Annotated in this window: 39 protein-coding genes; 38 read left to right on the forward strand and 1 reads right to left on the reverse strand. The window is 42.8% G+C overall.

From position 1 onward, the window contains the following. Nucleotides 1-79 precede the first annotated feature (79 nt). From polA to FZ954_RS10960, 5 genes are all read left to right on the forward strand, one after another. Nucleotides 80-2,722, forward strand: coding sequence for a DNA polymerase I (polA, locus tag FZ954_RS10940; protein WP_148878387.1), 2,643 nt, complete (start codon nucleotides 80-82; stop codon nucleotides 2,720-2,722). Nucleotides 2,723-2,981: 259 nt separating this feature from the next. Continuing rightward, a complete protein-coding gene (locus tag FZ954_RS10945) occupies nucleotides 2,982-3,419 on the forward strand; it encodes a CoA-binding protein (protein WP_125383618.1) in 438 nt (145 codons plus the stop codon). Between the two features lies 1 nt (nucleotide 3,420). Next, on the forward strand, nucleotides 3,421-3,918 hold the full coding sequence (locus tag FZ954_RS10950; RefSeq protein WP_125383619.1) for a kinase: 498 nt from the start codon (nucleotides 3,421-3,423) through the stop codon (nucleotides 3,916-3,918). Nucleotides 3,919-4,180: 262 nt separating this feature from the next. Beyond that, on the forward strand, nucleotides 4,181-4,846 hold the full coding sequence (locus FZ954_RS10955) for a DUF6287 domain-containing protein (RefSeq protein ID WP_125383620.1): 666 nt from the start codon (nucleotides 4,181-4,183) through the stop codon (nucleotides 4,844-4,846). Nucleotides 4,847-5,071: 225 nt separating this feature from the next. After that, on the forward strand, nucleotides 5,072-6,538 hold the full coding sequence (locus FZ954_RS10960) for an alpha-L-fucosidase (RefSeq protein ID WP_125383621.1): 1,467 nt from the start codon (nucleotides 5,072-5,074) through the stop codon (nucleotides 6,536-6,538). A gap of 193 nt (nucleotides 6,539-6,731) precedes the next feature. Here the strand turns inward: FZ954_RS10960 and FZ954_RS10965 are convergent, their stop codons facing one another. Continuing rightward, nucleotides 6,732-7,565: a DUF975 family protein gene (locus FZ954_RS10965; protein ID WP_125383622.1), complete on the reverse strand. Its 834-nt coding sequence runs from the start codon at nucleotides 7,563-7,565 to the stop codon at nucleotides 6,732-6,734. Between the two features lie 147 nt (nucleotides 7,566-7,712). Between FZ954_RS10965 and tgt the strand changes: the two genes are divergently transcribed. From tgt to FZ954_RS11130, 33 genes are all read left to right on the forward strand, one after another. Next, nucleotides 7,713-8,855: a tRNA guanosine(34) transglycosylase Tgt gene (gene tgt / locus FZ954_RS10970; RefSeq protein ID WP_148878388.1), complete on the forward strand. Its 1,143-nt coding sequence runs from the start codon at nucleotides 7,713-7,715 to the stop codon at nucleotides 8,853-8,855. A gap of 24 nt (nucleotides 8,856-8,879) precedes the next feature. Further along, nucleotides 8,880-9,518 (forward strand): uridine kinase, encoded by a 639-nt coding sequence (locus FZ954_RS10975; protein ID WP_148878389.1) that lies wholly within the window; start codon nucleotides 8,880-8,882, stop codon nucleotides 9,516-9,518. A gap of 375 nt (nucleotides 9,519-9,893) precedes the next feature. After that, nucleotides 9,894-10,202 (forward strand): 30S ribosomal protein S10, encoded by a 309-nt coding sequence (gene rpsJ / locus FZ954_RS10980; protein ID WP_005591304.1) that lies wholly within the window; start codon nucleotides 9,894-9,896, stop codon nucleotides 10,200-10,202. A gap of 81 nt (nucleotides 10,203-10,283) precedes the next feature. Next, a complete protein-coding gene (rplC, locus tag FZ954_RS10985; RefSeq protein ID WP_148878390.1) occupies nucleotides 10,284-10,910 on the forward strand; it encodes a 50S ribosomal protein L3 in 627 nt (208 codons plus the stop codon). 24 nt (nucleotides 10,911-10,934) lie between these two features. Beyond that, nucleotides 10,935-11,558 (forward strand): 50S ribosomal protein L4, encoded by a 624-nt coding sequence (gene rplD / locus FZ954_RS10990; protein WP_005591302.1) that lies wholly within the window; start codon nucleotides 10,935-10,937, stop codon nucleotides 11,556-11,558. Next, nucleotides 11,558-11,857 (forward strand): 50S ribosomal protein L23, encoded by a 300-nt coding sequence (locus FZ954_RS10995; RefSeq protein ID WP_005591301.1) that lies wholly within the window; start codon nucleotides 11,558-11,560, stop codon nucleotides 11,855-11,857. The genes rplD and FZ954_RS10995 overlap by 1 nt, the downstream gene beginning before the upstream one ends. Before the next feature lie 17 nt (nucleotides 11,858-11,874). Continuing rightward, complete coding sequence (gene rplB / locus FZ954_RS11000) at nucleotides 11,875-12,708, forward strand: 50S ribosomal protein L2 (RefSeq protein WP_002894482.1); 834 nt, start codon at nucleotides 11,875-11,877, stop codon at nucleotides 12,706-12,708. Between the two features lie 86 nt (nucleotides 12,709-12,794). Next, nucleotides 12,795-13,076: a 30S ribosomal protein S19 gene (gene rpsS, locus FZ954_RS11005; RefSeq protein WP_000533766.1), complete on the forward strand. Its 282-nt coding sequence runs from the start codon at nucleotides 12,795-12,797 to the stop codon at nucleotides 13,074-13,076. A gap of 11 nt (nucleotides 13,077-13,087) precedes the next feature. Further along, the gene (rplV, locus tag FZ954_RS11010; protein WP_005591300.1) at nucleotides 13,088-13,432 is read left to right on the forward strand and encodes a 50S ribosomal protein L22; all 345 of its coding nucleotides are present in this window, start codon (nucleotides 13,088-13,090) and stop codon (nucleotides 13,430-13,432) included. Between the two features lie 12 nt (nucleotides 13,433-13,444). Continuing rightward, on the forward strand, nucleotides 13,445-14,098 hold the full coding sequence (rpsC, locus tag FZ954_RS11015) for a 30S ribosomal protein S3 (protein ID WP_005591299.1): 654 nt from the start codon (nucleotides 13,445-13,447) through the stop codon (nucleotides 14,096-14,098). A 3-nt stretch (nucleotides 14,099-14,101) separates the two neighbouring features. Next, entirely contained in the window at nucleotides 14,102-14,515 is a 414-nt protein-coding gene (rplP, locus tag FZ954_RS11020; RefSeq protein WP_005591298.1) for a 50S ribosomal protein L16, read from the forward strand. A gap of 9 nt (nucleotides 14,516-14,524) precedes the next feature. Beyond that, nucleotides 14,525-14,731 carry a 50S ribosomal protein L29 gene (rpmC, locus tag FZ954_RS11025; protein ID WP_148878391.1) on the forward strand — a complete coding sequence of 69 codons (207 nt, stop codon included), beginning with the start codon at nucleotides 14,525-14,527 and terminating at the stop codon, nucleotides 14,729-14,731. Between the two features lie 27 nt (nucleotides 14,732-14,758). Then, nucleotides 14,759-15,019 (forward strand): 30S ribosomal protein S17, encoded by a 261-nt coding sequence (rpsQ, locus tag FZ954_RS11030; protein ID WP_002885836.1) that lies wholly within the window; start codon nucleotides 14,759-14,761, stop codon nucleotides 15,017-15,019. Nucleotides 15,020-15,044: 25 nt separating this feature from the next. Then, nucleotides 15,045-15,413, forward strand: coding sequence for a 50S ribosomal protein L14 (gene rplN, locus FZ954_RS11035; protein ID WP_002894494.1), 369 nt, complete (start codon nucleotides 15,045-15,047; stop codon nucleotides 15,411-15,413). A gap of 78 nt (nucleotides 15,414-15,491) precedes the next feature. After that, on the forward strand, nucleotides 15,492-15,797 hold the full coding sequence (gene rplX / locus FZ954_RS11040) for a 50S ribosomal protein L24 (RefSeq protein ID WP_148878392.1): 306 nt from the start codon (nucleotides 15,492-15,494) through the stop codon (nucleotides 15,795-15,797). A 23-nt stretch (nucleotides 15,798-15,820) separates the two neighbouring features. After that, nucleotides 15,821-16,363 carry a 50S ribosomal protein L5 gene (gene rplE / locus FZ954_RS11045; RefSeq protein WP_005591294.1) on the forward strand — a complete coding sequence of 181 codons (543 nt, stop codon included), beginning with the start codon at nucleotides 15,821-15,823 and terminating at the stop codon, nucleotides 16,361-16,363. A 17-nt stretch (nucleotides 16,364-16,380) separates the two neighbouring features. After that, nucleotides 16,381-16,566 carry a type Z 30S ribosomal protein S14 gene (locus tag FZ954_RS11050; RefSeq protein WP_001085697.1) on the forward strand — a complete coding sequence of 62 codons (186 nt, stop codon included), beginning with the start codon at nucleotides 16,381-16,383 and terminating at the stop codon, nucleotides 16,564-16,566. Between the two features lie 180 nt (nucleotides 16,567-16,746). After that, the gene (gene rpsH / locus FZ954_RS11055) at nucleotides 16,747-17,145 is read left to right on the forward strand and encodes a 30S ribosomal protein S8 (protein ID WP_002899666.1); all 399 of its coding nucleotides are present in this window, start codon (nucleotides 16,747-16,749) and stop codon (nucleotides 17,143-17,145) included. A 166-nt stretch (nucleotides 17,146-17,311) separates the two neighbouring features. Then, nucleotides 17,312-17,491, forward strand: coding sequence for a hypothetical protein (locus FZ954_RS11060; RefSeq protein ID WP_000648250.1), 180 nt, complete (start codon nucleotides 17,312-17,314; stop codon nucleotides 17,489-17,491). A 63-nt stretch (nucleotides 17,492-17,554) separates the two neighbouring features. Next, on the forward strand, nucleotides 17,555-18,091 hold the full coding sequence (gene rplF, locus FZ954_RS11065) for a 50S ribosomal protein L6 (protein WP_005591293.1): 537 nt from the start codon (nucleotides 17,555-17,557) through the stop codon (nucleotides 18,089-18,091). A gap of 85 nt (nucleotides 18,092-18,176) precedes the next feature. After that, a complete protein-coding gene (gene rplR / locus FZ954_RS11070; RefSeq protein WP_009659213.1) occupies nucleotides 18,177-18,533 on the forward strand; it encodes a 50S ribosomal protein L18 in 357 nt (118 codons plus the stop codon). A gap of 18 nt (nucleotides 18,534-18,551) precedes the next feature. Beyond that, the gene (gene rpsE, locus FZ954_RS11075) at nucleotides 18,552-19,046 is read left to right on the forward strand and encodes a 30S ribosomal protein S5 (RefSeq protein WP_005591292.1); all 495 of its coding nucleotides are present in this window, start codon (nucleotides 18,552-18,554) and stop codon (nucleotides 19,044-19,046) included. Between the two features lie 13 nt (nucleotides 19,047-19,059). Next, on the forward strand, nucleotides 19,060-19,242 hold the full coding sequence (gene rpmD / locus FZ954_RS11080; protein ID WP_002894509.1) for a 50S ribosomal protein L30: 183 nt from the start codon (nucleotides 19,060-19,062) through the stop codon (nucleotides 19,240-19,242). Between the two features lie 151 nt (nucleotides 19,243-19,393). Continuing rightward, a complete protein-coding gene (gene rplO, locus FZ954_RS11085; protein WP_148878393.1) occupies nucleotides 19,394-19,834 on the forward strand; it encodes a 50S ribosomal protein L15 in 441 nt (146 codons plus the stop codon). 12 nt (nucleotides 19,835-19,846) lie between these two features. Continuing rightward, nucleotides 19,847-21,157 carry a preprotein translocase subunit SecY gene (secY, locus tag FZ954_RS11090; protein ID WP_005591290.1) on the forward strand — a complete coding sequence of 437 codons (1,311 nt, stop codon included), beginning with the start codon at nucleotides 19,847-19,849 and terminating at the stop codon, nucleotides 21,155-21,157. A 95-nt stretch (nucleotides 21,158-21,252) separates the two neighbouring features. After that, a complete protein-coding gene (locus FZ954_RS11095) occupies nucleotides 21,253-21,891 on the forward strand; it encodes an adenylate kinase (protein ID WP_148878394.1) in 639 nt (212 codons plus the stop codon). 116 nt (nucleotides 21,892-22,007) lie between these two features. Beyond that, nucleotides 22,008-22,226 (forward strand): translation initiation factor IF-1, encoded by a 219-nt coding sequence (gene infA, locus FZ954_RS11100; protein WP_001029883.1) that lies wholly within the window; start codon nucleotides 22,008-22,010, stop codon nucleotides 22,224-22,226. A 24-nt stretch (nucleotides 22,227-22,250) separates the two neighbouring features. Beyond that, entirely contained in the window at nucleotides 22,251-22,367 is a 117-nt protein-coding gene (gene rpmJ, locus FZ954_RS11105; protein ID WP_001808836.1) for a 50S ribosomal protein L36, read from the forward strand. A gap of 17 nt (nucleotides 22,368-22,384) precedes the next feature. After that, entirely contained in the window at nucleotides 22,385-22,750 is a 366-nt protein-coding gene (gene rpsM, locus FZ954_RS11110) for a 30S ribosomal protein S13 (protein ID WP_005591288.1), read from the forward strand. A 17-nt stretch (nucleotides 22,751-22,767) separates the two neighbouring features. After that, nucleotides 22,768-23,151, forward strand: a complete 384-nt coding sequence (gene rpsK, locus FZ954_RS11115) for a 30S ribosomal protein S11 (RefSeq protein ID WP_001118385.1) — start codon at nucleotides 22,768-22,770, stop codon at nucleotides 23,149-23,151. Nucleotides 23,152-23,196: 45 nt separating this feature from the next. Further along, nucleotides 23,197-24,135, forward strand: coding sequence for a DNA-directed RNA polymerase subunit alpha (locus FZ954_RS11120; protein WP_005591287.1), 939 nt, complete (start codon nucleotides 23,197-23,199; stop codon nucleotides 24,133-24,135). A gap of 11 nt (nucleotides 24,136-24,146) precedes the next feature. Next, nucleotides 24,147-24,533 carry a 50S ribosomal protein L17 gene (gene rplQ / locus FZ954_RS11125; protein WP_005591286.1) on the forward strand — a complete coding sequence of 129 codons (387 nt, stop codon included), beginning with the start codon at nucleotides 24,147-24,149 and terminating at the stop codon, nucleotides 24,531-24,533. 221 nt (nucleotides 24,534-24,754) lie between these two features. Beyond that, nucleotides 24,755-26,026: a glutamate-cysteine ligase family protein gene (locus tag FZ954_RS11130; RefSeq protein ID WP_148878395.1), complete on the forward strand. Its 1,272-nt coding sequence runs from the start codon at nucleotides 24,755-24,757 to the stop codon at nucleotides 26,024-26,026. Nucleotides 26,027-26,276: the final 250 nt, after the last annotated feature.

The following is a 26,276-nucleotide window of genomic DNA, read 5'->3' on the forward strand; positions in this document are numbered from 1 at the left end:
TTAAATCTCAATTCATTTTCTACCTATTTTCCACGCCACCTTTTCTGTCTTTGTCCGCCTTTCGTGTTATAATAAATCTATGGAAAAAAAGAACAAGTTATTATTAATCGACGGTTCGTCCGTTGCTTTTCGCGCTTTTTTTGCGCTTTATAATCAAATCGACCGTTTCAAGAGTCCATCGGGTTTGCACACCAATGCCATTTATGGCTTCCACCTCATGCTCAATCATCTCTTGGAGCGCGTGCAGCCGACTCATGTCCTAGTCGCTTTTGATGCTGGAAAGACGACCTTCCGGACCGAGATGTATGCTGACTATAAGGCAGGTCGGGCCAAGACGCCGGATGAATTTCGTGAGCAGCTGCCCTTTATCCGAGAAATGCTGGACTACTTAGGTATCCGCTACTATGACTTGGCTCAGTACGAGGCAGATGACATCATCGGGACTTTGGACAAGATGGCTGAAAAAACAGCAGTGCCTTACGATGTGACCATTGTCAGCGGCGATAAAGACTTGATTCAGCTGACGGATGAAAATACCGTGGTGGAGATCTCCAAGAAAGGCGTGGCTGAGTTTGAGGAATTTACCCCAGCCTACCTCATGGAAAAGATGGGCATCACGCCAGAGCAGTTCATTGACCTCAAGGCACTGATGGGCGATCAGTCGGACAATATCCCCGGCGTGACAAAGATCGGTGAGAAGACGGGCCTCAAGCTCCTCTTGGAGTACGGCTCTTTGGAAAATCTCTATGAAAATATTGACCAGCTCAAGGCTTCCAAGATGAAGGAAAATCTGATCAATGACAAGGACAAGGCCTTCTTATCAAAGACCCTAGCTACCATTAATACTCAGGCGCCGATTGAAATCGGGCTGGATGATTTGGTTTACAAGGGTCCGCAGATAGAGGCTCTGAGTAAGTTCTATGACGAGATGGGCTTCAAGCAGCTCAAGGCTCAGCTAGGAGCGGCTCAGGAGCCGGTAGAAGTCAAACCAATTGAATTTACCAAAGTGACTGAGGTGACAGTGGATATGCTGGCACCCGAGCAGTTCTTCTATTTTGAAATCTTGGGTGACAACTACCACAAGGAAGAGATTGTCGGTCTTGCCTGGGGCGATAGCCGTCAGATTTACGTCGGCACTAGCGATTTACTACAGCAACCTCTCTTTCAGAAGTTTTTGACAAAAACAGCTCTGAAAACCTACGACCTCAAGCGGACCAAGGTACTGCTCAGTCATTACGGCATTGAACTGCCAGCAGCATCCTTTGATGCGCGCTTAGCCAAGTATCTACTTTCGACGGTCGAGGATAATGAGCTGGCGACCATTGCTCGCCTTTACGGCCAAACAATTCTGTTGACTGATGATGAGGTTTATGGCAAGGGGGCCAAGCGTGCTCTGCCGGAGCAAGAGCAGCTCTTTGAGCATCTAGCTCGTAAAATCCAAGTGTTGCTGGAAACAGAAGAGCCAATGCAAGAACAGCTTCGCGCCCACGATCAGCTGGATTTGTTGCTTGAAATGGAGCAACCGCTGGCCTTTGTCCTAGCCAAGATGGAGATTGCGGGGATCAAGGTTGAGCGGGAAACCCTGCAGGGCATGCAGGCAGAAAATGAAAAGACGCTGGAAAGTCTGACTCAGGAGATTTATGACCTGGCTGGTCAGGAGTTTAATATTAACTCACCGAAACAGCTGGGAACCATTCTCTTTGAGGATATGGGGTTGCCGCTGGAGTACACCAAAAAGACCAAGACAGGCTACTCGACAGCGGTTGACGTGCTGGAGCGTTTAGCACCGATTGCACCGATTGTGTCTAAGATTCTGGAATACCGTCAAATCAGCAAGCTCCAGTCCACTTATATCATCGGACTGCAGGAGGCGATTGCGGCTGACGGCAAGATTCACACTCGCTATGTTCAGGATTTGACTCAGACGGGCCGCTTGTCTTCGGTTGACCCGAACTTACAGAATATCCCCGTTCGTTTGGAGCAGGGGCGCCTCATTCGCAAGGCTTTTGTACCGGAGTGGGCAGACAGCGTGCTACTCAGCTCGGATTATTCCCAGATTGAGCTGAGGGTGCTGGCTCACATTTCGCAGGATGAGCATTTGATTACTGCTTTTCAGCATGGAGAAGATATTCACACGGCCACAGCCATGCGGGTCTTTGGTATTGAAAAGGCAGAGGATGTGACGCCTAATGACCGCCGCAATGCCAAGGCTGTCAACTTCGGAGTAGTCTATGGCATTTCCGACTTCGGACTGGCCAATAATTTGGGTATTTCCCGCAAGGCTGCCAAGGACTACATTGAGACTTATTTTGAGCGTTTCCCAGGTATCAAGAATTATATGGAAACCATTGTCCGCGAAGCGCGTGATAAGGGCTATGTAGAGACTATTTACCATCGTCGTCGCTCCTTGCCAGACATCAATTCCCGCAACTTTAACATCCGAAATTTTGCGGAGCGCACAGCCATTAACAGCCCGATCCAAGGATCGGCCGCAGACATTCTCAAAGTCGCTATGATTAATCTGGATCGAGCTCTGACAGAGAAGAATTTCAAGTCTCGCATGCTCTTGCAGGTGCACGATGAAATCGTGCTGGAAGTGCCAAATGACGAGCTAACAGCCGTCCGCCAGTTAGTCAAAGAAACCATGGAAGCTGCGATTGAGCTGGCCGTTCCACTAGTGGCTGATGAAAATGCTGGCCAAACTTGGTACGAGGCGAAATAAAACAAGATACAAAGAGCGTCAAAACCGACTGAAAATTAGGATCCGGACGAAGGAGCCATGCTCCTAGAACGGATTATCTATTTTCCAAGGTTTTAGCTCGTGTTCAATTTAAGATATCAAGGGCGTAAAACACAAAGTGAAAATAGAAAGCTGACACAGCATTCAAGGAATGCGAGGGAAATCACCTTTTTTGTACCGCATTTAGCTGATATATCATTGTAAAAAAGTTAAAAATTATTTATAAAACAGGAGGAGCATTATGACTTACCATTTTCAAAATCCCAGTGACGGCGTTGTCAAGCGCTATCTAGAAACCAGCAAGGTGATTGCCGTTGTCGGTCTATCAGACCGTGAGGAAACGACCAGTAACCGTGTGTCCAAGGAAATGCAAGCGCGGGGCTATCGGATTATCCCAGTCAATCCGCGAGCAGCGGGCAGTCAGATTTTTGGTGAAACAGTTTATGCCAGTCTCAAAGACATTCCTTTCCCAGTGGATATTGTCGATGTTTACCGTCGTAGCGAGTTTTTGCCAGATGTGGCGCGTGATTTTCTGGAAGCAGATGCCAAGATTTTCTGGGCTCAGTTGGGCTTGGAAAATGAAGAAGCTGAGCAGATTTTGCGGGCAGCTGGTCGCGAAGATATCGTTATGGATCGCTGCATCAAACGCGAGCATACCCGCTTGATTCTAGGCGAATAAGATGACCAAGTTAGTTATCATTCGTGGTAATTCTGGCTCTGGCAAGTCGAGTTTGGCTAAGAAACTGCAGGCATACTATGGTCGAGGGACTCTTTTGATTGCGCAGGACACAGTTAGACGGGACATGCTCAAGGAAAAAGTCGAGCCGGGAAATTTGTCTATTGACCTGACAGAGACATTGGCACGCTTCGGCTACGAACATGATTTGCTGGTCTTGGTAGAAGGTTTCTATGAGACAGATATTTATGGGCACATGCTAGAGCGTTTGCGGAATTTATTTGGTTCTCAGACTCTAGCCTATTACTATGATTTGACTTTTGAAGAAACCGTTCGCCGTCATCAGACCAGAGCAAAGCAGGAGGAATTTGCCCCAGCTGATATGAGACGCTGGTGGAAATATCGAGATTTCTTAGGCTGGGAAGAGGAATCATTCTTTAGAGACGAAGATTCCTTGGAGGCAGCCTTTGAGCGGATCGTTCAGGATTTAGAGAAAATTTGAAACGAAGCACAGGAGGAGGAACTCCTGTGCTTTTGCATTAAAAAAGTATTTCATAAATTGCAGATAAATTTTGAGAAAAATATCACACAAAATGTTGACAAAATTATTTCATAGGATTACAATTAGATTACAAAATATTTCTTTTGTTACAAAGTAAAAGCTTTAAAGAATATATTTTGGTGGGGTAAGATGTCCCCTATGCAAGCCAACATCCCTACTATCGTGTAGCAAATTAATGATAAACCGACAAGGAGATTCCATTATGAAACGTAGTAAATTTATTCTATTGACAGCCACTGCCTTGTGCTCTGCTTTCCTGCTCGCCGCCTGTAGCTCTAAGCCTTCTACGGAGCCTAGTAGTTCTACCTCCCAGAGCTCTAAGATTAGCAGTTCTAGTAAGTCTTCTACCAAACCATCAGCTAAGCAAAGTTCTGCTTCTAACTCCGTGACATCCTCTTCAACTCCTCAGACTTCTAGCGACCAGGGTATTTCCAGTCAAGCTGAGAAGCCCGTGGAAAACAAGACTTCAGCAGATTCGAACACTCCAACAACTCCGGCTAATCCAGTGGCCCCTGTAGCTTCAGGAATAGATGCCAATGCTCTAGCAAATGGTGATTTCTCTAGCATTGCTGGTACTTGGCAAGACGATTTGGGCAACCAATTAGTCTTTGATGCAAATGGTTTGGTGTCCCATACTTACAGAGGAAATGAGTCAAGCGACTGCACTTTGACAAATAGTCAAGTGCATGAAGGTAGGTTCGGAGCGTTTTTGGGTTATAAATCAGGGAATGACGGGGCTTCCTTTACAGCAATCCCTAAAGGAGCTCCGCTTCCTGATACAGGAAATGAAAATCCCAAAGAACGTATTTTAGTGGGGCAAGATCTCACTTACGCATCTCAACATCCCTACTATCGTGTAGCGAATTGATGTGTTGAATGATGAGAATCGTGGTGCAAGTGGCTTTCCGAGGTGCTCGCCATGCTGACAATATAAAAACAAGGAACAGAATTAATTGCTGTTCCTTTTTCTCTGTTTTATAGGGAAGTTTCCTCGCAGGGCTCTTTTGGATTATTTTTTATAAAATGGCTCTATCTTCTCAAAAAATTGGTACAATAAAAGAAAGCGTTTTAATCGAATGATGAGGTAGTAACGATGAAAATATCTTTAGAAGAAATTCAAAGAGTTGCCAACCAAGGCCCTTTCTATCCAGACTGGGACTCTCTTGCGACCTATCAAGTTCCCCACTGGTTCAAAAGGGCTAAGTTTGGGATTTTTATCCACTGGGGACTTTACAGCCTTCCTGCCTTTGGGAGCGAGTGGTATTCTCGAAATATGTATATCCAGGGTACGGCAGAATTTGACCACCATATCAAAACTTACGGGCCTCACAAAGATTTCGGCTACAAGGATTTTATCCCACTCTTTACTGCCGAAAATTTTCATGCAGATGAATGGCTACGCCTCTTTAAAGAAGCGGGAGCCCAATATATTTTTCCAGTGGCAGAGCATCACGACGGCTTCCAGCTTTATGCCAGTCAGCTCTCTCCTTTTAATAGTGTGGAAATGGGGCCAAAACGTGATATCTTGGGGGAATTGAGTCAGGCAGCTCAAAGAGAGCAAGTTCATTTTTGTACTTCCTCCCATCGGGCAGAGCATCACTTTTTCTTTTCGCATGGGAAGGAGTTTGCCAGTGACATTGCCAGCGAAGTCAGTCGCGAGGAACTCTACTGGCCGGCTATGCCAGAGCCAGACCACCATGATTTGTTTGGTCAGCCTTATCCGAGTCAGGAGTTTCTAGATGATTGGCTCCTGCGTACCTGTGAGCTGGTTCGACATTACCAGCCTGAGATTTTGTATTTTGACTGGTGGATTCAGCATGCAGCTTTTAAAGAGCACATAAAGCTTTTTGCGGCCTATTATTATAATTTAGGAGCAGCCTCTGGGAAGCCGACTAGCATCTGCTACAAGCATGATGCGCTGGCTTTTGGTGCGGGGATTGTGGAAGTGGAACGCGGTGGTTTTGCAGAGATCCAGCCTTTCACTTGGCAGACAGATACGGCTATCGCTCGAAATTCTTGGGGCTACACAGAGAACCTTGACTATAAGTCAGCTAAGGAAATCATCCAGACCTTGATTGATGTCGTGTCCAAAAATGGGAATTTGCTGCTGAATATTGGTCCCAAAGGAGATGGAGCGATTCCAGAAAAAGATCAAGAAATCTTGAGAGAAATCGGAGCTTGGCTCCAAGTGAACGGTCAAGCGATCTATGATTCACGCGCTTGGAGGCAATTTGGGGAAGGTCCGACACAAGTAGATAGTGGGCCATTTTCGGATGGGAAAAACATCCCTTATACAAACCAGGATTTCCGTTTCACGGCTAAGGGCGGAGCAGTGTATGCCTTTCTGATGGAGCCTGCAGCAAATCAGTGGCTGACGATTCAGGCCTTGGCTGACGAAAGAGAAAATCCCGCGTCTCGCTTTCATGGTATCATAGAAGAGGTGTCCTTACTGGGATATGAGGAAGCGCTCGAATGGGAACAAACACCCCAAGGTTTGCGTCTCTTCATGCCGAGTGTAGCAGCCGACTTACCCTTGGTAGTGAAAGTCCAACTGCGTTAAATCTAGACGAAAAAATGAGGCTGGGACAAAAGTCCTAGCCTCTCAATTGTCTTTGGATTGTCAAGCAAGACGCAGTGGTTGAGTGGGCTCTACTACGCTGATTTCATCAGCTTTTACAGCCCTACTTAACTGTGCGGAGGTGGGACGACGAAATCGAATTCTAACGATTATCGATTTCTGTCCCACTCTCATTTTACTTACCTAGTGATTTTAAATTTTCATAAAAGAGCACCCGAGCTGTTGTGATGTAAGGATAGGCCACAACCCCAGCGATTCCCAGTGTAATACCAATCAGGATATACCAGCCGATAAAGCTCAGATCCAGCAAGAAACGTTTCCACTTATAGCCTTTCATCATGCGTCTACTTTGCACAAGAACTTGCCAAGGACCTTGGTAGGTGCCTGTACTCAGCTGATCATAAAGGATGAAGTCGGTCTGAGAGTAAGCATAGTTGGCCATCAGGAAGACTGCCGTACCAGCCAAGACAATGAGAGTGCCGAGAAACATCATGGGCGCATAGCTGACGATTTGCTCCACTTCAGGACTAGCAGCTGTCAATTGGGATACATCGGATATTTTCCTATAAATAGCTAGCACCTTGTAACTGCTGAAAATAAGGAAAAATGAACCGACAAGGCTGATAGAATTCCACAACAAGAGGAGAATGCTTTTGGTCAGTTGTGTGATAAAAATCGGCGAAAAAAGCTCGGCAGAAAAGATTCGGCCAATATCTGTAAAGCCAACCGTATCGCGTTTTTTCCGGACGACATCTATCATGCTGAAGCTAGCAGATAAAAAGAGCAGAGCGATGATAAATTCTACGATTTGTGGAAAAATTTGACGACCAAAAATCAAAACAAAGGCCTGATTGACCTCCAACTGGGGAATAATCTCCTCCAGATGACGGTTGGGAGACAGATAGGTAGATAAAATGGTTACCAGAGTTGGAATGGCAAAGAGCGAGAAAATGCCGTTGGTTTGATTTCGAATGGTTCGTGCTTGTGCACGGATTTCGCTTAAATTCATACAGACCTCCATTTCATGATTTTTATTATACCACATATCGTGACAGACAAGACTTTTTTTGGTAAAATCATACGGTATCTTATGAGCGCTTGTCGCTTATTTTATAGAAGAAAATAGCTGGGACTGTCTTTCCCAGCAGGAGGAAACATGTCAGATTCACCGATTCAGTATCGTTTGATCAAAAAAGAAAAGCACACAGGTGCTCGTTTGGGGGAGATTATCACTCCCCACGGAACCTTCCCAACGCCTATGTTTATGCCGGTCGGCACTCAGGCTACGGTCAAGACCCAGTCGCCAGAAGAGCTCAAGCAAATGGGTTCTGGTATCATCTTGGCCAATACCTACCACCTCTGGTTGCGGCCGGGTGATGAGCTGATTGCCCGTGCAGGTGGCCTGCACAAGTTCATGAACTGGGACCAGCCTATTCTGACAGATAGTGGTGGTTTTCAGGTTTATTCTCTAGCTGATAGCCGCAACATCACAGAAGAAGGGGTGACTTTTAAAAACCATCTTAACGGTTCCAAGATGTTCCTGTCGCCAGAAAAGGCCATTTCTATCCAGAACAACCTAGGTAGCGACATCATGATGTCCTTTGATGAATGCCCGCAGTTCTACCAGCCTTATGATTATGTTAAGAAGTCGATTGAGCGGACTAGCCGTTGGGCGGAGCGTGGCCTCAAGGCTCACACTCGTCCGCATGACCAAGGTCTCTTTGGGATTGTACAGGGAGCTGGCTTTGAAGATTTGCGCCGCCAGTCTGCTCAAGATTTGGTCAGCATGGATTTCCCAGGCTACTCTATTGGAGGATTGGCTGTTGGTGAGTCTCATGAGGAAATGAATGCGGTACTGGACTTCACAACGCCTTTGCTGCCTGAAAACAAGCCTCGCTATCTCATGGGAGTGGGAGCGCCAGATAGCTTGATTGACGGTGTTATCCGTGGAGTCGATATGTTTGACTGCGTCCTGCCGACTCGGATTGCCCGAAACGGCACCTGCATGACCAGCGAGGGACGTCTGGTTGTTAAAAATGCCCAATTTGAGGAAGATTTCACGCCACTGGATCACGACTGTGATTGCTACACTTGTACCAATTACACGAGGGCTTATATCCGTCACTTGCTCAAGGCTGATGAAACCTTTGGCCTCCGCTTGACCAGTTACCACAATCTTTACTTCTTGGTAAACCTTATGAAGAAAGTTCGCCAAGCTATTATGGATGATAACTTGTTAGAATTCCGTGAAGATTTTATGGAACGCTACGGCTATAATCGATCCAATCGAAATTTCTAAAAGCTCCATTTGAAAGGAGAGTCCATGTCTGATGAAGGAAAATTGTTGGAAAGCTTGGTAGACTACCTGTCGGATGGTCAAAAGCACACTCTGAGGATTTTTGGTCACGGAGCTTCAGGTAAGTCAACTTTTGCTCGAAAACTTCAGCTAACCTTGGGTGAGGAAGGAGCTAATCTTCTGGAAACAGATCCTTATGTAATTACTGGAGAGTATCGCGATTTGCTCAGTTCTAAGGATTTTCCTCATCAAAAAGTAACGGCTTGTATCCCAGCTGTTCATGAACTCAGTAGTCTGGAGCGCGATATTTGTGCTTTGCAGTCTGGTCTGGATATTCTGAGCATTGGAAAAGCTTGGTCACCGAGTTTGCGTTTGTCAGCTCAAAAGCCGATTCTAATAGTAGAAGGCATGTCGGCAGCTTTTTTGTCTAAAAGCTTGTTTGATTTATCGATTTGCTTTTACACGGATGATCAAACTGAGTTAGAACGCCGCTTGGCGCGGGATGTGGCTGTGCGAGAACGTAGACCGGAGTGGATAGAGCAGACGCATTTAGCTCGGCGAGAGCAATATAGGCACTTTTATCAACCCTATCTAGCGGCTGCCGACCTTGTCATCTGCCAGTCAGGAAACGACTTTCGTATTGAAAGGGACAGCCCTTTGTTATAAAACAAAGTAGCTAAAAGCAAATTTTTCATTTTTAATCTCACTGACATGCGTCAGTGAGCATTTTTATTTTTTGAGCAAAAACTCAAACGAATAGGTAGAATAATCTAAATTTTCTTCTATATAAATGATTACAAGATTTATAAGTCACTTAGAAAACACTTTCATAAAAAATTATCCTAAAAATCTTTAAAAAAATACTCAAATCCCTTGCAATGCTTGGTTCTTTGTGTTAAGATACTATGGTGCTGTAAAAAACAGCGTGTAGCTTTGATGCAAGAGGTTGCGACACGCTCGGTTGCATTGCCACGCAATCGCTTGTCGGTTTTCTTGTGGAGCTAGCCTATTATCTTAAATAGACGAAAAAAGGAGAAAAAGATGGCAAACAAAAAAATCCGCATCCGTTTGAAAGCTTACGAACATCGTACACTTGACACAGCGGCTGCAAAAATCGTAGAAACTGCTGCACGTACAGGTGCTGAAGTTGCGGGTCCAATCCCACTTCCAACTGAACGTAGCCTCTACACAATCATTCGTGCGACTCACAAATACAAAGATTCTCGCGAACAATTTGAAATGCGTACTCACAAACGCTTGATCGACATCATCAACCCAACTCAAAAAACAGTTGACGCTTTGATGAAGTTGGACCTTCCAAGCGGTGTGAACGTAGAAATCAAACTTTAATTTAAAGCTTGGTATCTTGAGCATAAAAAACGCTCGTTAAAAACTTTTTAGATAAAAAAATAGAAAAGGAAACATTTTCTCATGACAAAAGGAATCTTAGGGAAAAAAGTGGGAATGACTCAAATCTTCACTGAAGCTGGCGAATTAATCCCTGTAACTGTTGTTGAAGCAACTCCAAACGTTGTTCTTCAAGTGAAAACAGTTGAAACAGACGGTTACAACGCAGTTCAAGTTGGTTTTGATGACCTTCGTGATGTATTGAGCAACAAACCTGCTAAAGGACATGTAGCGAAAGCTAACACGGCTCCTAAGCGCTTCATTCGTGAATTCAAAAACATTGAAGGCTTGGAAGTTGGTGCGGAAATCACAGTTGACACTTTCGAAGCTGGTGATGTTGTTGATGTAACAGGAACTTCAAAAGGTAAAGGTTTCCAAGGTGTAATCAAACGCCACGGCCAATCTCGTGGTCCAATGGCTCACGGTTCACGTTACCATCGTCGTCCTGGTTCAATGGGACCAGTTGCGCCAAACCGTGTTTTCAAAAACAAACACTTGGCTGGACGTATGGGTGGCAACCGTGTAACGATTCAAAATCTTGAAATCGTACAAGTTGTTCCAGAGAAAAACGGTATCTTGATCAAAGGAAACGTACCTGGTGCTAAGAAATCTCTTATCACTATCAAATCAGCAGTTAAAGCTGGTAAATAATAAAGAAAGGGGAAATCAGTCACAATGGCAAACGTAAAATTATTTGACCAAACTGGTAAAGAAGCTGGTGAAGTAGTTCTTAACGACGCAATCTTTGGTATCGAACCAAACGAATCAGTTGTCTTCGACGTGATCATCAGCCAACGCGCTAGCCTCCGTCAAGGAACTCACGCTGTTAAAAACCGTTCTGCAGTATCAGGCGGCGGACGCAAACCATGGCGTCAAAAAGGAACTGGACGTGCTCGTCAAGGTTCTATCCGCTCTCCACAATGGCGTGGTGGTGGTATCGTCTTCGGTCCAACTCCTCGCTCATATGCCTACAAACTTCCACAAAAAGTTCGTAGATTGGCATTGAAATCAGTTTACTCTGAAAAAGTTGCTGAAAACAAATTCGTAGCTGTAGACAGCCTTTCATTTACAGCTCCAAAAACTGCTGAGTTTGCAAAAGTGCTTGCAGCATTAAGCATTGACACAAAAGTACTTGTTATTCTTGAAGAAGGAAATGAATTTGCTGCACTTTCAGCACGTAACCTTCCAAATGTTAAAGTTGCAACAGCAACAACAGCAAGTGTTCTTGATATCGCAAACAGCGACAAACTTCTTGTTACTCAAGCAGCTATCTCTAAAATTGAGGAGGTTCTTGCATAATGAATTTGTATGACGTTATCAAAAAGCCTGTCATCACTGAAAGCTCAATGGCTCAGCTTGAAGCAGGCAAATACGTATTTGAAGTAGACACTCGCGCTCACAAACTTTTGATCAAGCAAGCTGTTGAAGCTGCTTTTGAAGGAGTTAAAGTTGCTAATGTCAACACTATCAACGTAAAACCTAAAGCAAAACGCGTTGGACGTTACACTGGTTTTACTAACAAAACTAAAAAAGCTATCATCACTCTGACAGCAGATTCAAAAGCAATCGAGTTGTTCGGAGCTGCTGAAGCAGAATAATCTAAGGAGGAAATATCGTGGGAATTCGTGTTTATAAACCAACAACAAACGGTCGCCGTAATATGACTTCTTTGGATTTCGCTGAAATCACTACTAGCACTCCAGAAAAATCTTTGCTCGTTTCTCTTAAGAGCAAAGCTGGTCGTAACAACAACGGACGCATCACTGTTCGTCACCAAGGTGGCGGTCACAAACGTCACTACCGTTTGATTGACTTCAAACGTAACAAAGATGCTGTTGAAGCAGTAGTTAAAACTATCGAGTACGATCCAAACCGTTCAGCAAACATCGCTTTGGTTCACTATACTGACGGTGTGAAGGCATACATCATCGCTCCTAAAGGTCTTGAAGTAGGTCAACGTATCGTTTCAGGTCCTGAAGCAGATATCAAAGTCGGTAACGCACTTCCACTTGCTAACATCCCAGTTGGTACTTTGGTTCACAACATTGAGTTGAAGCCAGGTCGTGGTGGTGAATTGGTTCGTGCTGCTGGAGCTTCTGCTCAAGTATTGGGTCAAGAAGGTAAATACACTCTTGTTCGTCTTCAATCAGGCGAAGTTCGTATGATCCTTGGTACTTGCCGTGCTACAGTTGGTGTTGTCGGAAACGAACAACATGGCTTGGTTAACCTTGGTAAAGCAGGTCGTAGCCGTTGGAAAGGTATCCGTCCAACAGTTCGCGGTTCTGTAATGAACCCTAACGATCACCCACACGGTGGTGGTGAAGGTAAAGCACCAGTTGGTCGTAAAGCGCCATCTACTCCATGGGGCAAACCTGCTCTTGGTCTTAAAACTCGTAACAAGAAAGCGAAATCTGACAAACTTATCGTTCGTCGTCGCAACGAGAAATAATCTAAAACAATCTATCCGCCAGCTCGGTAGCGCTGCCTAGCAGCGCAGGCCGCTGTGGTACTTATTTTAAAGGAGAAAATATAAAAATGGGACGCAGTCTTAAAAAAGGACCTTTCGTCGATGAGCATTTGATGAAAAAAGTTGAAGCTCAAGCTAACGACGAAAAGAAAAAAGTTATCAAAACTTGGTCACGTCGTTCAACGATTTTCCCAAGTTTCATCGGTTACACAATCGCAGTCTATGACGGACGTAAACACGTGCCTGTTTACATCCAAGAAGACATGGTAGGTCACAAGCTTGGTGAATTTGCACCAACTCGTACTTACAAAGGTCACGCTGCAGACGACAAGAAAACACGTAGAAAATAAGGAGAACATAAATGGCAGAAATTACTTCAGCTAAAGCAATGGCTCGTACAGTGCGTGTTTCACCTCGTAAAACTCGTCTAGTTCTTGACAATATCCGTGGTAAAAACGTCGCTGACGCAATCGCAATCTTGAAATTCACTCCAAACAAAGCTGCTGGCATTATCGAAAAAGTACTGATCTCTGCAATCGCTAATGCTGAAAACAACTTTGGTTTGGAAAAAGCTAACTTGGTAGTATCTGAAGCTTTCGCAAACGAAGGACCAACTATGAAACGTTTCCGTCCACGCGCTAAAGGTTCAGCTTCACCAATCAACAAACGCACAAGCCACATCACTGTGGTAGTTGCAGAAAAATAAGGAGGTAACATCGTGGGTCAAAAAGTACATCCAATTGGTATGCGTGTCGGCATCATCCGTGATTGGGATGCCAAATGGTATGCTGAAAAAGAATACGCGGATTACCTTCATGAAGATCTTGCAATCCGTAAATTCGTTCAAAAAGAATTGGCTGACGCAGCTGTTTCAACTATTGAAATCGAACGCGCAGTAAACAAAGTTAACGTTTCACTTCACACTGCTAAACCAGGTATGGTTATCGGTAAAGGTGGAGCTAACGTTGATGCACTTCGTGCAAAACTTAACAAATTGACTGGAAAACAAGTACACATCAACATCATCGAGATCAAATCTCCAGATTTGGATGCTCACCTTGTTGGTGAAGGAATTGCTCGTCAATTGGAGCAACGTGTTGCTTTCCGTCGTGCTCAAAAACAAGCAATCCAACGTGCAATGCGTGCAGGAGCTAAAGGAATCAAAACTCAAGTATCAGGTCGCTTAAACGGTGCAGATATCGCTCGTAGCGAAGGATACTCTGAAGGAACTGTTCCACTTCACACCCTTCGTGCGGATATCGATTACGCTTGGGAAGAAGCTGATACTACTTACGGTAAACTTGGTGTTAAAGTATGGATCTACCGTGGTGAAGTTCTTCCAGCTCGTAAAAACACTAAAGGAGGTAAATAACCAATGTTAGTACCTAAACGTGTTAAACACCGTCGCGAATTCCGCGGAAAAATGCGTGGTGAAGCTAAAGGTGGTAAAGAAGTAACTTTTGGAGAATATGGTCTTCAAGCAACTACTAGCCACTGGATCACTAACCGTCAAATCGAAGCTGCCCGTATCGCTATGACTCGTTACATGAAACGTGGTGGTAAAGTTTGGATCAAAATCTTCCCACACAAATCATACACTGCAAAAGCAATCGGTGTACGGATGGGATCTGGTAAAGGGGCTCCAGAAGGTTGGGTAGCACCAGTTAAACGTGGTAAAGTGATGTTTGAAATCGCTGGCGTATCAGAAGAAATCGCTCGTGAAGCTCTTCGTCTTGCAAGCCACAAATTGCCAGTTAAATGTAAATTCGTAAAGCGTGAAGCAGAATAAGGAGAAAGCATGAAACTTAAAGAAATTCAAGATTTTGTCAAAGAACTTCGTGGTCTTTCTCAAGAAGAACTCGCGAAGCGTGAAAATGAATTGAAGAAAGAATTGTTTGATCTTCGTTTCCAAGCCGCTACTGGTCAATTGGAGCAGACAACGCGTTTGAAAGAAGTGAAAAAACAAATCGCACGTATCAAAACTGTTCAATCAGAAGTTAAATAATAGACTTGGGAAAGGAGAAATTCTAAAATGGAACGTAATCAACGTAAAACCCTCGTCGGACGCGTCGTTTCTGACAAGATGGATAAGACAATCACAGTTGTAGTTGAAACAAAACGTAACCACCCAGTCTATGGTAAACGTATTAACTACTCTAAGAAGTATAAAGCACATGACGAAAACAATGTTGCCAAAGAAGGCGATATCGTTCGTATCATGGAAACTCGTCCGCTTTCAGCTACAAAACGCTTCCGTCTTGTAGAAGTTGTTGAAGAAGCGGTTATCATCTAATCAAACCAGAAAGGAGAAAACTTAAATGATTCAAACAGAAACTCGTTTGAAAGTTGCTGACAACAGCGGTGCTCGCGAAATCCTGACAATCAAAGTTCTTGGTGGTTCAGGACGTAAGTTCGCCAACATCGGTGATGTCATCGTTGCATCTGTAAAACAAGCTACTCCTGGTGGTGCGGTTAAAAAAGGTGACGTTGTAAAAGCGGTTATCGTTCGTACTAAATCAGGTGCTCGTCGTAAAGATGGTTCATACATCAAATTCGACGAAAACGCTGCAGTCATCATCCGTGAAGACAAAACTCCTCGCGGAACTCGTATCTTCGGCCCAGTTGCTCGCGAATTGCGTGACGGCGGCTTCATGAAGATCGTATCATTGGCTCCAGAAGTACTTTAATCTAAAAATCAAACAAGTCCCCTGGAAGTTTTCCAGGGTGCCCTCATGGGCGTAAGAAATTAAAGGAGAAACCTAATAATGTTTGTAAAAAAAGGCGACAAAGTTCGCGTAATTGCTGGTAAGGACAAGGGTGTTGAAGCACTTGTTGTTGCAGCTCTTCCAAAAGTAAACAAAGTAGTTGTTGAAGGTGTTAACTTTGTTAAGAAGCACCAAAAACCAAATAGCGAAAACCCTCAAGGTGCTATCGTAGAAAAAGAAGCACCAATCCATGCGTCAAACGTTCAAGTTCTTGACAAAAATGGTGTTGCAGGACGCGTTGGTTATAAGTTTGTAGACGGCAAAAAAGTTCGTTACAACAAAAAATCAGGCGAAGTGCTTGACTAATCACGAAGGAAAGGAGAAGTATAATGGCAAATCGTTTAAAAGAAAAATATCTTAATGAAGTAGTACCTGCTTTAACTGAAAAGTTCAACTACTCATCTGTTATGGCTGTGCCAAAAGTGGATAAAATCGTTTTGAACATGGGTGTCGGTGACGCTGTATCAAACGCTAAAAACCTTGAAAAAGCTGCTGAAGAATTGGCTCTTATCTCAGGTCAAAAACCACTTATCACTAAAGCTAAAAAATCAATCGCCGGCTTCCGTCTTCGTGAAGGTGTAGCGATCGGTGCTAAAGTAACCCTTCGTGGCGAACGTATGTATGAGTTCTTGGATAAATTGGTTACTGTATCACTTCCACGTGTGCGTGACTTCCATGGTGTTCCAACAAAATCATTTGATGGACGTGGAAACTACACACTTGGTGTGAAAGAACAATTGATCTTCCCAGAAATCAACTTTGATGACGTTGATAAGACTCGCGGTCTTGATATCGTTATCGTAACAACTGCTAACACTGACGAAGAATCACGTGCATTGCTTACAGGCCTTGGAATGCCTTTTGCAAAATAATATAGGAGGTAAAACAAATGGCTAAAAAATCAATGATTGCTAAGAACAAACGCCCAGCGAAGTTCTCTACGCAAGCTTACACTCGTTGTGAAAAATGTGGCCGTCCACATTCAGTTTACCGCAAGTTTAAACTTTGCCGTGTTTGCTTCCGTGAATTAGCATACAAAGGACAAATCCCAGGCGTTACCAAAGCATCTTGGTAATTCTAGCTTCCAATTCCGTCATGATTCTTCGTTATCGGCTTTTGCCTAACTTTAGTTACGCCTACAAGCCGATGCCTAGACTCACTTAGGACTTGAAGCCTAGAAACTTATTCTGAGCCCAGCTCAATCATTAACTAGCAAGTGCAACTTGCAAACTACTAGTAAGAGGAGAAATATAAAATGGTTATGACTGACCCAATTGCAGACTTTTTGACTCGTATTCGTAACGCTAACCAAGCAAACCACGAAGTGCTTGAAGTGCCTGCATCAAATATCAAAAAAGGGATTGCTGAAATCCTGAAGCGTGAAGGTTTTGTAAAAAACGTTGAAATCATCGAAGATGACAAACAAGGCATCATCCGTGTATTCCTTAAGTACGGACAAAATGGTGAAAAAGTTATCACTGGTTTGAAACGTGTTTCAAAACCAGGTCTACGTGTTTACAAGAAACGCGAAGATCTTCCAAAAGTCTTGAACGGACTTGGAATTGCTATCCTTTCAACATCTGAAGGTTTGCTGACTGATAAAGAAGCGCGCCAAAAGAACGTTGGTGGAGAAGTTATCGCTTACGTTTGGTAAAATCAAGATACAAAGAGCGTCATGGGCAATGTGAAAATAGGAAATCTGACAAAGAGTGTTAACACTCTAGGAAGATTTGTCTTTTTCACACAGACCATAGCTCGTGTTCAATTTAGCTGATTTACTGATCAGCTAAATAGAGAGTAAATTAGTTTAGGAGAAAAAGATGAAAGCTACTGAATTGAATGAAAAACTTATTGTTGCAGAAGACGCTTTGGCTGAATTGTCAAAAGATGACCTTGTATCTCTTTTATGTGAAATTGGTTATAGTCCTGCGGCTATTGATGTATTGACAGAATATCAGGAGTTTGTCAAAGCTTTTCGAAAGAAACTAGGTTTGCTCTAATCCGAATGCCCCCCGTGAAAACTGGTCGCTTGCGGCCTGACAATTTAACAGGAGAAAATAAACATGTCACGTATTGGTAATAAAGTTATCGTGTTGCCTGCTGGTGTTGAAATCACTAACAATGACAACGTTGTAACTGTAAAAGGACCTAAAGGAGAACTGACTCGTGAGTTCTCAAAAGATATTGAAATCCGTGTGGAAGGAACTGAAGTAACTCTTCACCGTCCAAACGATTCAAAAGAAATGAAAACAATCCACGGAACTACTCGTGCCCTTTTGAACAACATGGTTGTTGGAGTATCAGAAGGATTCAAGAAAGAACTTGAAATGCGTGGGGTCGGTTACCGTGCACAACTTCAAGGCTCAAAACTTGTCTTGGCTGTAGGTAAATCTCACCCAGACGAAGTTGAAGCTCCAGAAGGAATTACTTTTGAACTTCCAAACCCAACAACAATCGTTGTTAGCGGAATTTCAAAAGAAGCAGTTGGACAAACAGCTGCTTATGTACGTAGCCTTCGTGCACCAGAACCATATAAAGGTAAAGGTATCCGTTACGTTGGTGAATTCGTTCGCCGCAAAGAAGGTAAGACTGGTAAATAATATTGATTGGCTGATCTTTTCAGCCAGCCAATTTATTTTCCGATTTTGTGCTAAGGCACGTCAATAAAAATAAGAGGTGAAAATTGTGATTACGAAACCAGATAAAAATAAAATCCGCCAAAAACGCCACCGTCGCGTTCGCGGAAAACTCTCTGGAACTGCTGATCGCCCACGTTTGAACGTATTCCGTTCTAATACAGGCATCTACGCTCAAGTGATTGATGACGTAGCGGGTGTAACGCTCGCAAGCGCTTCAACTCTTGACAAAGAAGTTTCAAAAGGAACTAAAACTGAACAAGCCGTTGTTGTAGGTAAACTCGTTGCAGAACGTGCAGTTGCTAAAGGTATTTCTGAAGTGGTGTTTGACCGCGGTGGATATCTCTATCACGGACGTGTAAAAGCTTTGGCTGATGCAGCTCGTGAAAACGGATTGAAATTCTAATAGGGAGGACACTAGAAAATGGCATTTAAAGACAATGCAGTTGAACTTGAAGAACGCTTAGTTGCAGTCAACCGTGTTACTAAAGTTGTTAAAGGTGGACGTCGTCTTCGTTTTGCAGCTCTTGTAGTAGTTGGTGACCGCAACGGTCGTGTTGGTTTCGGTACTGGTAAAGCTCAAGAAGTACCAGAAGCTATCCGTAAAGCAGTTGAAGATGCGAAGAAAAACTTGATCGAAGTTCCAATGGTTGGTACAACTATTCCTCACGAAGTTCTTTCAGAATTTGGTGGAGCGAAAGTGTTGCTTAAGCCAGCTGTTGAAGGTTCTGGAGTTGCTGCTGGTGGTGCTGTTCGTGCCGTCATCGAATTGGCAGGTGTGGCAGATGTTACATCTAAATCACTTGGTTCAAACACTCCAATCAACATCGTTCGCGCAACTGTTGAAGGCTTGAAACAATTGAAACGCGCTGAAGAAGTTGCTGCCCTTCGTGGTATTTCAGTTTCTGACTTGGCTTAAGAAAGGGGAACTCATGGCTCAAATTAAAATTACTTTGACTAAGTCTCCAATCGGACGCATCCCGTCACAACGTAAAACTGTTGTAGCACTTGGACTTGGCAAATTGAATAGCTCAGTTATCAAAGAAGACAATCCAGCGGTACGTGGTATGATCACTGCTGTATCTCACTTGGTAACTGTTGAAGAAGTTAAGTAAGCCTTAGCTGAAAAACTTTTATTAAGATACATTAGGGGATTTGAGAATTTTCTCAGCCCCTAAAACTAAATATATGTATAGGCGAGTTTGTATCAGAGACACCTTTTCTCTGGTACGAGCGCTAGCATTTTACAAAAGAGGAGAAAAAATAATGAAACTTCATGAATTACAACCTGCTGCAGGTTCACGTAAAGTTCGCAACCGTGTTGGTCGCGGTACTTCATCAGGTAACGGTAAAACTTCTGGTCGCGGTCAAAAAGGTCAAAAAGCACGTAGCGGTGGCGGTGTTCGTCTTGGTTTTGAAGGTGGACAAACTCCATTGTTCCGTCGTGTACCAAAACGTGGTTTCTTGAATGTAAACCGTAAAGAATACGCGATTGTTAACCTTGACCAATTAAATGTCTTTGAAGATGGTGCAGAAGTAACTCCAGTGGTTTTCATCGAAGCAGGTATTGTAAAAGCTGAAAAATCTGGTGTTAAGATTCTTGGTAACGGAGAATTGACTAAGAAGTTGACTGTTAAAGCAGCTAAGTTCTCTAAATCAGCTGAAGAAGCTATCACTGCTAAAGGTGGTTCAGTCGAAGTCATCTAAGAGAGGTGACCTATGTTTTTCAAGCTATTAAAAGACGCACTTAAAATAAAACAAGTACGGTCTAAGATTTTGTTCACACTGTTCATCATCTTAGTTTTCCGTATTGGTACAACTATAACCGTTCCAGGAATTAATGCGAAAGCATTGAATAGTTTAAGCGATTTACCTTTCTTAAACATGCTTAGTTTGGTTTCTGGGAATGCCATGCGTAACTTCTCTGTTTTTGCCCTTGGGGTTAGTCCCTATATCACGGCTTCAATCGTGGTTCAGCTCTTACAAATGGACTTGCTTCCAAAATTTGTAGAGTGGGGCAAGCAAGGGGAAGTCGGACGGAGAAAGCTTAATCAAGCAACTCGCTATATTTCCCTGGTATTGGCCTTTGTCCAATCCATCGGGATTACAGCTGGATTTGCGACTTTGTCAAGAACTAAACTAGTAGCGAATCCAAATTGGCAAACCTATCTTTTGATTGGTGCCCTCCTCACGACAGGTTCAGTTATTGTGACTTGGTTAGGAGAGCAAATCACAGATAAGGGTTATGGTAATGGTGTATCCATGATTATCTTTGCAGGGATTGTATCTGGTATTCCTGGTATGATCAAAGGGATCTATGAAGATTACTTTGTTAATATCCCGAGCGATCGACTCAATTCGTCTCTGATTTTCGTTGGGATTTTAATTGTTGCAGTTTTGGTGATTATCTATTTCACAACCTTTGTGCAACAAGCTGAGTACAAAATTCCAATTCAATATACGAAGATTGCTCAAGGTGCCCCTTCAAGTTCCTACCTACCGTTAAAAGTGAATCCTGCTGGTGTTATCCCAGTTATCTTTGCAAGTTCGATCACAGCTGCTCCAGCAGCTATCTTCCAATTTGTAAGTGCTATGGGCTATAACGCATCATGGGTTCGGACGGCGCAGGCGCTTCTGGCGACTACAACCATCAGTGGTATGTTTACCTATGCTCTCTTGATTATTCTCTTTACTTTCTTTTATACATTTGTACAAATTAATCCTGAAAAGACAGCAGAGAATTTACAAAAGAGTGGAGCCTACATCCCGGGTGTCCGTCCAGGTAAGGGAACGGAAGAATATATGTCTAAATTGCTTCGCCGTTTGGCGACAGTTGGCTCACTATTCCTAGGGATTATCACAATCATTCCGATCCTAGCCAAAGATCTTTTTGGTCTGACCGATGCAGTCGCTCTTGGAGGAACTAGTCTTCTTATCATCATTTCGACAGGTATTGAAGGAATGAAACAGTTGGAAGGCTACCTTCTGAAGCGTAAGTATGTCGGATTTATGGATACTACAACAGAATAGAAATAGGTTGACTTAGTCAACCTTCTATTTTGTTTTTAAAAAAGTTTATTAAGTGTTTTAATAGATTGCTTTAAAAACAAAAAAGGAGACAAAACATGAATCTTTTGATTATGGGCTTGCCAGGCGCAGGCAAGGGAACACAAGCAGCCAAAATTGTGGAACAATTCCACGTGGCACATATTTCAACTGGGGATATGTTCCGTGCTGCTATGGCCAATGAAACAGAAATGGGTGTTTTAGCGAAATCCTACATTTCTAAAGGCGAGTTGGTGCCAGATGAAGTGACGAACGGAATCGTGAAAGAGCGCTTGGCACAGGATGATATTAAAGAAACTGGTTTCTTGTTGGATGGTTATCCACGGACAATTGATCAAGCCCATGCTTTGGATCAAATCCTTGCGGATCTGGACATCCAACTTGACGCAGTTATCAATATCGAAGTAAATCCAGATAGTTTGTTAGAACGTTTGAGTGGACGGATTATCCACCGCGAAACAGGGGAAACCTTCCACAAAGTTTTCAATCCACCAGTGGATTACAAAGAAGAAGATTACTATCAACGTGAAGACGACAAACCTGAAACAGTAAAGCGTCGCTTGGATGTTAATATCGCTCAAGGCCAACCAATTATTGATCATTACCGTGCTCAAGGACTCGTTCACGACATTCAGGGCAATCAAGAGATTGAAGCAGTCTTCTCAGATATCGAAAAAGTCTTGTCAAATTTAAAATAAAAGCGTTTTTCCCGCTTGCAATATTTGACAAGTAGTGATACAATGAGTTAGTCTGACTTATAATTGTTACCTCTGTGCTCAGAGGAATCTATCGAAATTTAGGGAGGTGCTTTTGCGTGGCAAAAGACGATGTGATTGAAGTCGAAGGCAAAGTAGTTGATACGATGCCGAACGCAATGTTTACGGTTGAACTTGAAAATGGACATCAGATTTTAGCAACAGTTTCTGGTAAAATTCGTAAAAACTATATTCGTATTTTAGCGGGAGATCGTGTTACTGTCGAGATGAGTCCTTATGATTTGACACGTGGACGGATCACTTACCGCTTTAAATAATCGAAAAACTTGGAGGGATAAGAAATGAAAGTAAGACCATCGGTCAAACCAATTTGCGAATACTGTAAAGTTATTCGTCGTAATGGCCGTGTTATGGTAATTTGCCCAGCAAATCCAAAACACAAACAACGTCAAGGATAAGATAGAAAGGAGAAAACATGGCTCGTATTGCTGGAGTTGACATTCCAAATGACAAACGTGTAGTCGTTTCACTTACTTACGTGTATGGTATCGGACTTCCAACTTCTAAGAAAATTTTGGCTGCGGCTGGAATCTCAGAAGACATCCGTGTCAAAGATTTGACATCAGATCAAGAAGACGCTATCCGTCGCGAAGTAGATGCAATCAAGGTTGAAGGTGACCTTCGTCGTGAAGTAAACCTTAACATCAAACGTTTGATGGAAATCGGTTCATACCGTGGTATCCGTCATCGTCGTGGACTTCCTGTCCGTGGACAAAACACTAAAAACAATGCTCGTACTCGTAAAGGTAAAGCCGTTGCGATTGCAGGTAAGAAAAAATAATATAGGAGGTAAAAGTCTTGGCTAAACCAACACGTAAACGTCGTGTGAAGAAAAATATCGAATCTGGTATTGCACATATTCACGCTACATTTAATAACACTATTGTTATGATTACTGATGTGCATGGTAATGCGATTGCTTGGTCATCTGCTGGTGCTCTTGGTTTCAAAGGTTCTCGTAAATCTACACCATTTGCTGCCCAAATGGCATCTGAAGCAGCTGCTAAGTCTGCACAAGAACACGGTCTTAAATCAGTTGAAGTTACAGTTAAAGGTCCAGGTTCTGGTCGTGAGTCAGCTATTCGTGCACTTGCTGCAGCTGGTCTGGAAGTAACTGCTATTCGTGATGTGACTCCTGTGCCACACAATGGTGCTCGTCCTCCAAAACGTCGCCGTGTATAATCATAAACAATTACACTGCTTTTCGTTTAAGAGGGAGTTAACTAAATGATTGAGTTTGAAAAACCAAATATAACAAAAATTGATGAAAATAAAAATTATGGCAAGTTTGTAGTTGAGCCGCTAGAACGCGGTTACGGTACAACACTTGGAAATTCGCTTCGTCGTGTACTTCTCGCCTCACTTCCAGGTGCAGCAGTGACTTCTATCAACATTGAAGGAGTATTGCACGAATTTGATACGATTTCTGGGGTCCGTGAAGATGTTATGCAGATCATTCTGAACATCAAGGGGATTGCTGTAAAATCTTACGTCCAAGACGAAAAGATGATTGAACTGGATGTTGAAGGTCCTGCAGAAGTAACTGCTGGAGATATTTTGACAGACAGTGATATCGAAATTGTAAACCCTGATCATTATCTCTTTACAATCAGTGAAGGTGCTCGCTTTAAAGCGAAAATGGCTGTGAACAGCGGTCGTGGATATGTACCAGCTGATGAAAATAAAAAAGATGATGCACCAGTAGGCACACTTGCGGTAGATTCTATCTATACGCCTGTGACAAAAGTAAATTACCAGGTTGAACCAGCTCGTGTTGGTAGCAACGATGGTTTTGATAAACTTACCCTTGAAATTTTAACGAATGGAACAATTATTCCCGAAGACGCTTTGGGACTATCAGCTCGTATCCTGACAGAGCATCTGAACCTCTTTACAGATTTAACAGAAGTTGCTATTTCAACTGATGTGATGAAGGAAGCAGAAAAATCTTCAGATGATCGCATTTTGGAACGTACAATTGAAGAATTGGATCTATCAGTTCGTTCATACAACTGTCTGAAACGTGCAGGAATTAATACTGTCTTTGATTTGACAGAAAAATCTGAGCCTGAAATGATGAAAGTTCGTAACTTGGGCCGCAAGAGTCTTGAAGAAGTTAAAGTTAAACTTGCTGACCTTGGTCTTGGGTTAAGAAATGATAAATAAAGGAGGAATACATGGCTTACCGTAAACTAGGACGCACTAGCTCACAACGTAAAGCAATGCTTCGCGATTTGACTACTGACTTGATTATCAATGAATCAATCGTAACAACTGAAGCTCGTGCTAAAGAAATCCGTAAAACAGTTGAAAAAATGATTACTCTTGGTAAACGTGGTGATTTGCATGCTCGTCGTCAAGCAGCAGCTTTTGTACGTAACGAAATTGCATCAGAAAACTACAATGAAGAGACTAACAAGTACACTACAACTACAGCTCTTCAAAAATTATTCTCTGAATTGGCACCTCGCTATGCTGAGCGCAATGGTGGATACACTCGTATTCTTAAGACTGAACCACGCCGTGGGGATGCTGCGCCAATGGCAATTATTGAATTAGTATAATTTTTATCAATTTTGTTGAGTGTTATGATGATGGAGTTCTTATACTCTTAGTCTAGCTCTGGTCTACCGCTAGGAATTTTCCTAGCGGGAACACTCATCATCATGATGAAAGGGTAGACGCTTGTTTACGAAATTGCTTTTAGTGAAAAACAATTTCGTAAGCAGGCGTTTTTGAGTTTTAAGTGGAAAAAGAAAAGGACTTAGAGAGGGAAGGAGAAGAGATGCAAGATTCAATTGCTATTTTGAAAGAACGTTATTTAGCCAATATAAAAGAGAATCCAGACTTATACATTGGGATTGAGTTAGAATTTCCAATTGTGAATCTTCAGGGAGGAGCGACAGATACTCGTGTAACAAAGGAACTGTTAGTAAGGCTGAATTCAGACTATGGCTTTATCGTAGAAAGAAGGGATTCAGAGGGCAATCCTATCCAGTTAAAAGCTTCAGATAGCGAAGATCGGATACTTTTTGAAGTGTCTTATAATATTTTAGAATTTGCATTTGAAAAAGCGAAAACGATTCAGGAAGTCGAAAGACGCTTTAATCATTACCTAGGCACCATTCAAAAGATTTTGCGCAAAAGTCATCATGAGCTTCAGGGACATGGTTTACATCCATTCTGGAAGGAGAATGATAATGGTCCTGTTAAATATCCCCGCTATCAAATGTTAATGCAATATCTAGCTTTGAGTGAGAAAATTGGAGGAGATTTCTTCCATCGCCATCCTGATTATGGTAGCTATATTTGTGGGAGCCAGGTACAGTTAGATGTTTCACGGGAGAATTTTATCCAGGTAATCAATGCCTTCAATCAAATCGAGGCTGCCAAAGCTTATCTTTTTGCCAATTCAGAGTTGATGACAGAGGATTTCTTTACTAAAATATCTAGAGATCGTTTTTGGGAAGAATCGATGCATGGCCTGTTAGTAGAAAATGTCGGTGTTAATCCCCATGATTTCAAAGATGAGGAAGATTTTTTCAATTATTTAAATCATACAGCCATTTTCAATGTTGAGCGAGAGGGTGACACTTATTATTTTCCTCCTATCGTAGCCGGAGAGTATCTAAAACAGGAGCAAATCAAGGGATACAATTTAAGTGGCAAGGAAAGTCTAGTAATCCCCCATGCAGATGATTTTTGTAATCACAGAAGCTACCAGTACCAAGATTTGACAACACGGGGAACGATCGAATTTAGGAGCACTTGTGCTCAGCCTCTCGATAGGACCTTTGCACCAGCAGCTTTTCATTTGGGATTGTTGGCTAATCTTGAGGAAGTGACCGCTTATCTTAAAGATTGTGATTTCTTCAAATTAGAGGGGCGTAACTATAAAAGGCTGCGCAGAAAGTATTCGCAAATCGAGTTAACACAAGCGGATCAAGACTCTATTCAATCATTTGCAGCTGATCTCCTTCAATTAGCTGTTAAAGGTCTGGAGAAACGAAAAGAAGGGGAAGAGTGCTACTTGTTACCGCTTATGAATGAGAGATAAAGTAATTTCTTTTTAACTTCTAATAGAAAGCTGAAGTAAATTTCTTTATGTGATTGATTGGACTATGTATTATAATAGTTTGAGTATATTTGAATGAATTTAATTGTAGCTAGAGCATTAAGCGACTTTAGCAGCACGGTGATATAGAGAATAAGGGAGAGGTAAGAGGGAGAGGATACCTTTCCCTTTTAGTTATTGATTTATCAGTGATATTGTAGGCATTAGGAAATAAATTTGTAAAAAAAAGATA

Source organism: Streptococcus sp. Marseille-P7375 (genome assembly GCF_902460365.1).
Classification (GTDB): Bacteria; Bacillota; Bacilli; order Lactobacillales; family Streptococcaceae; genus Streptococcus; species Streptococcus cristatus_I.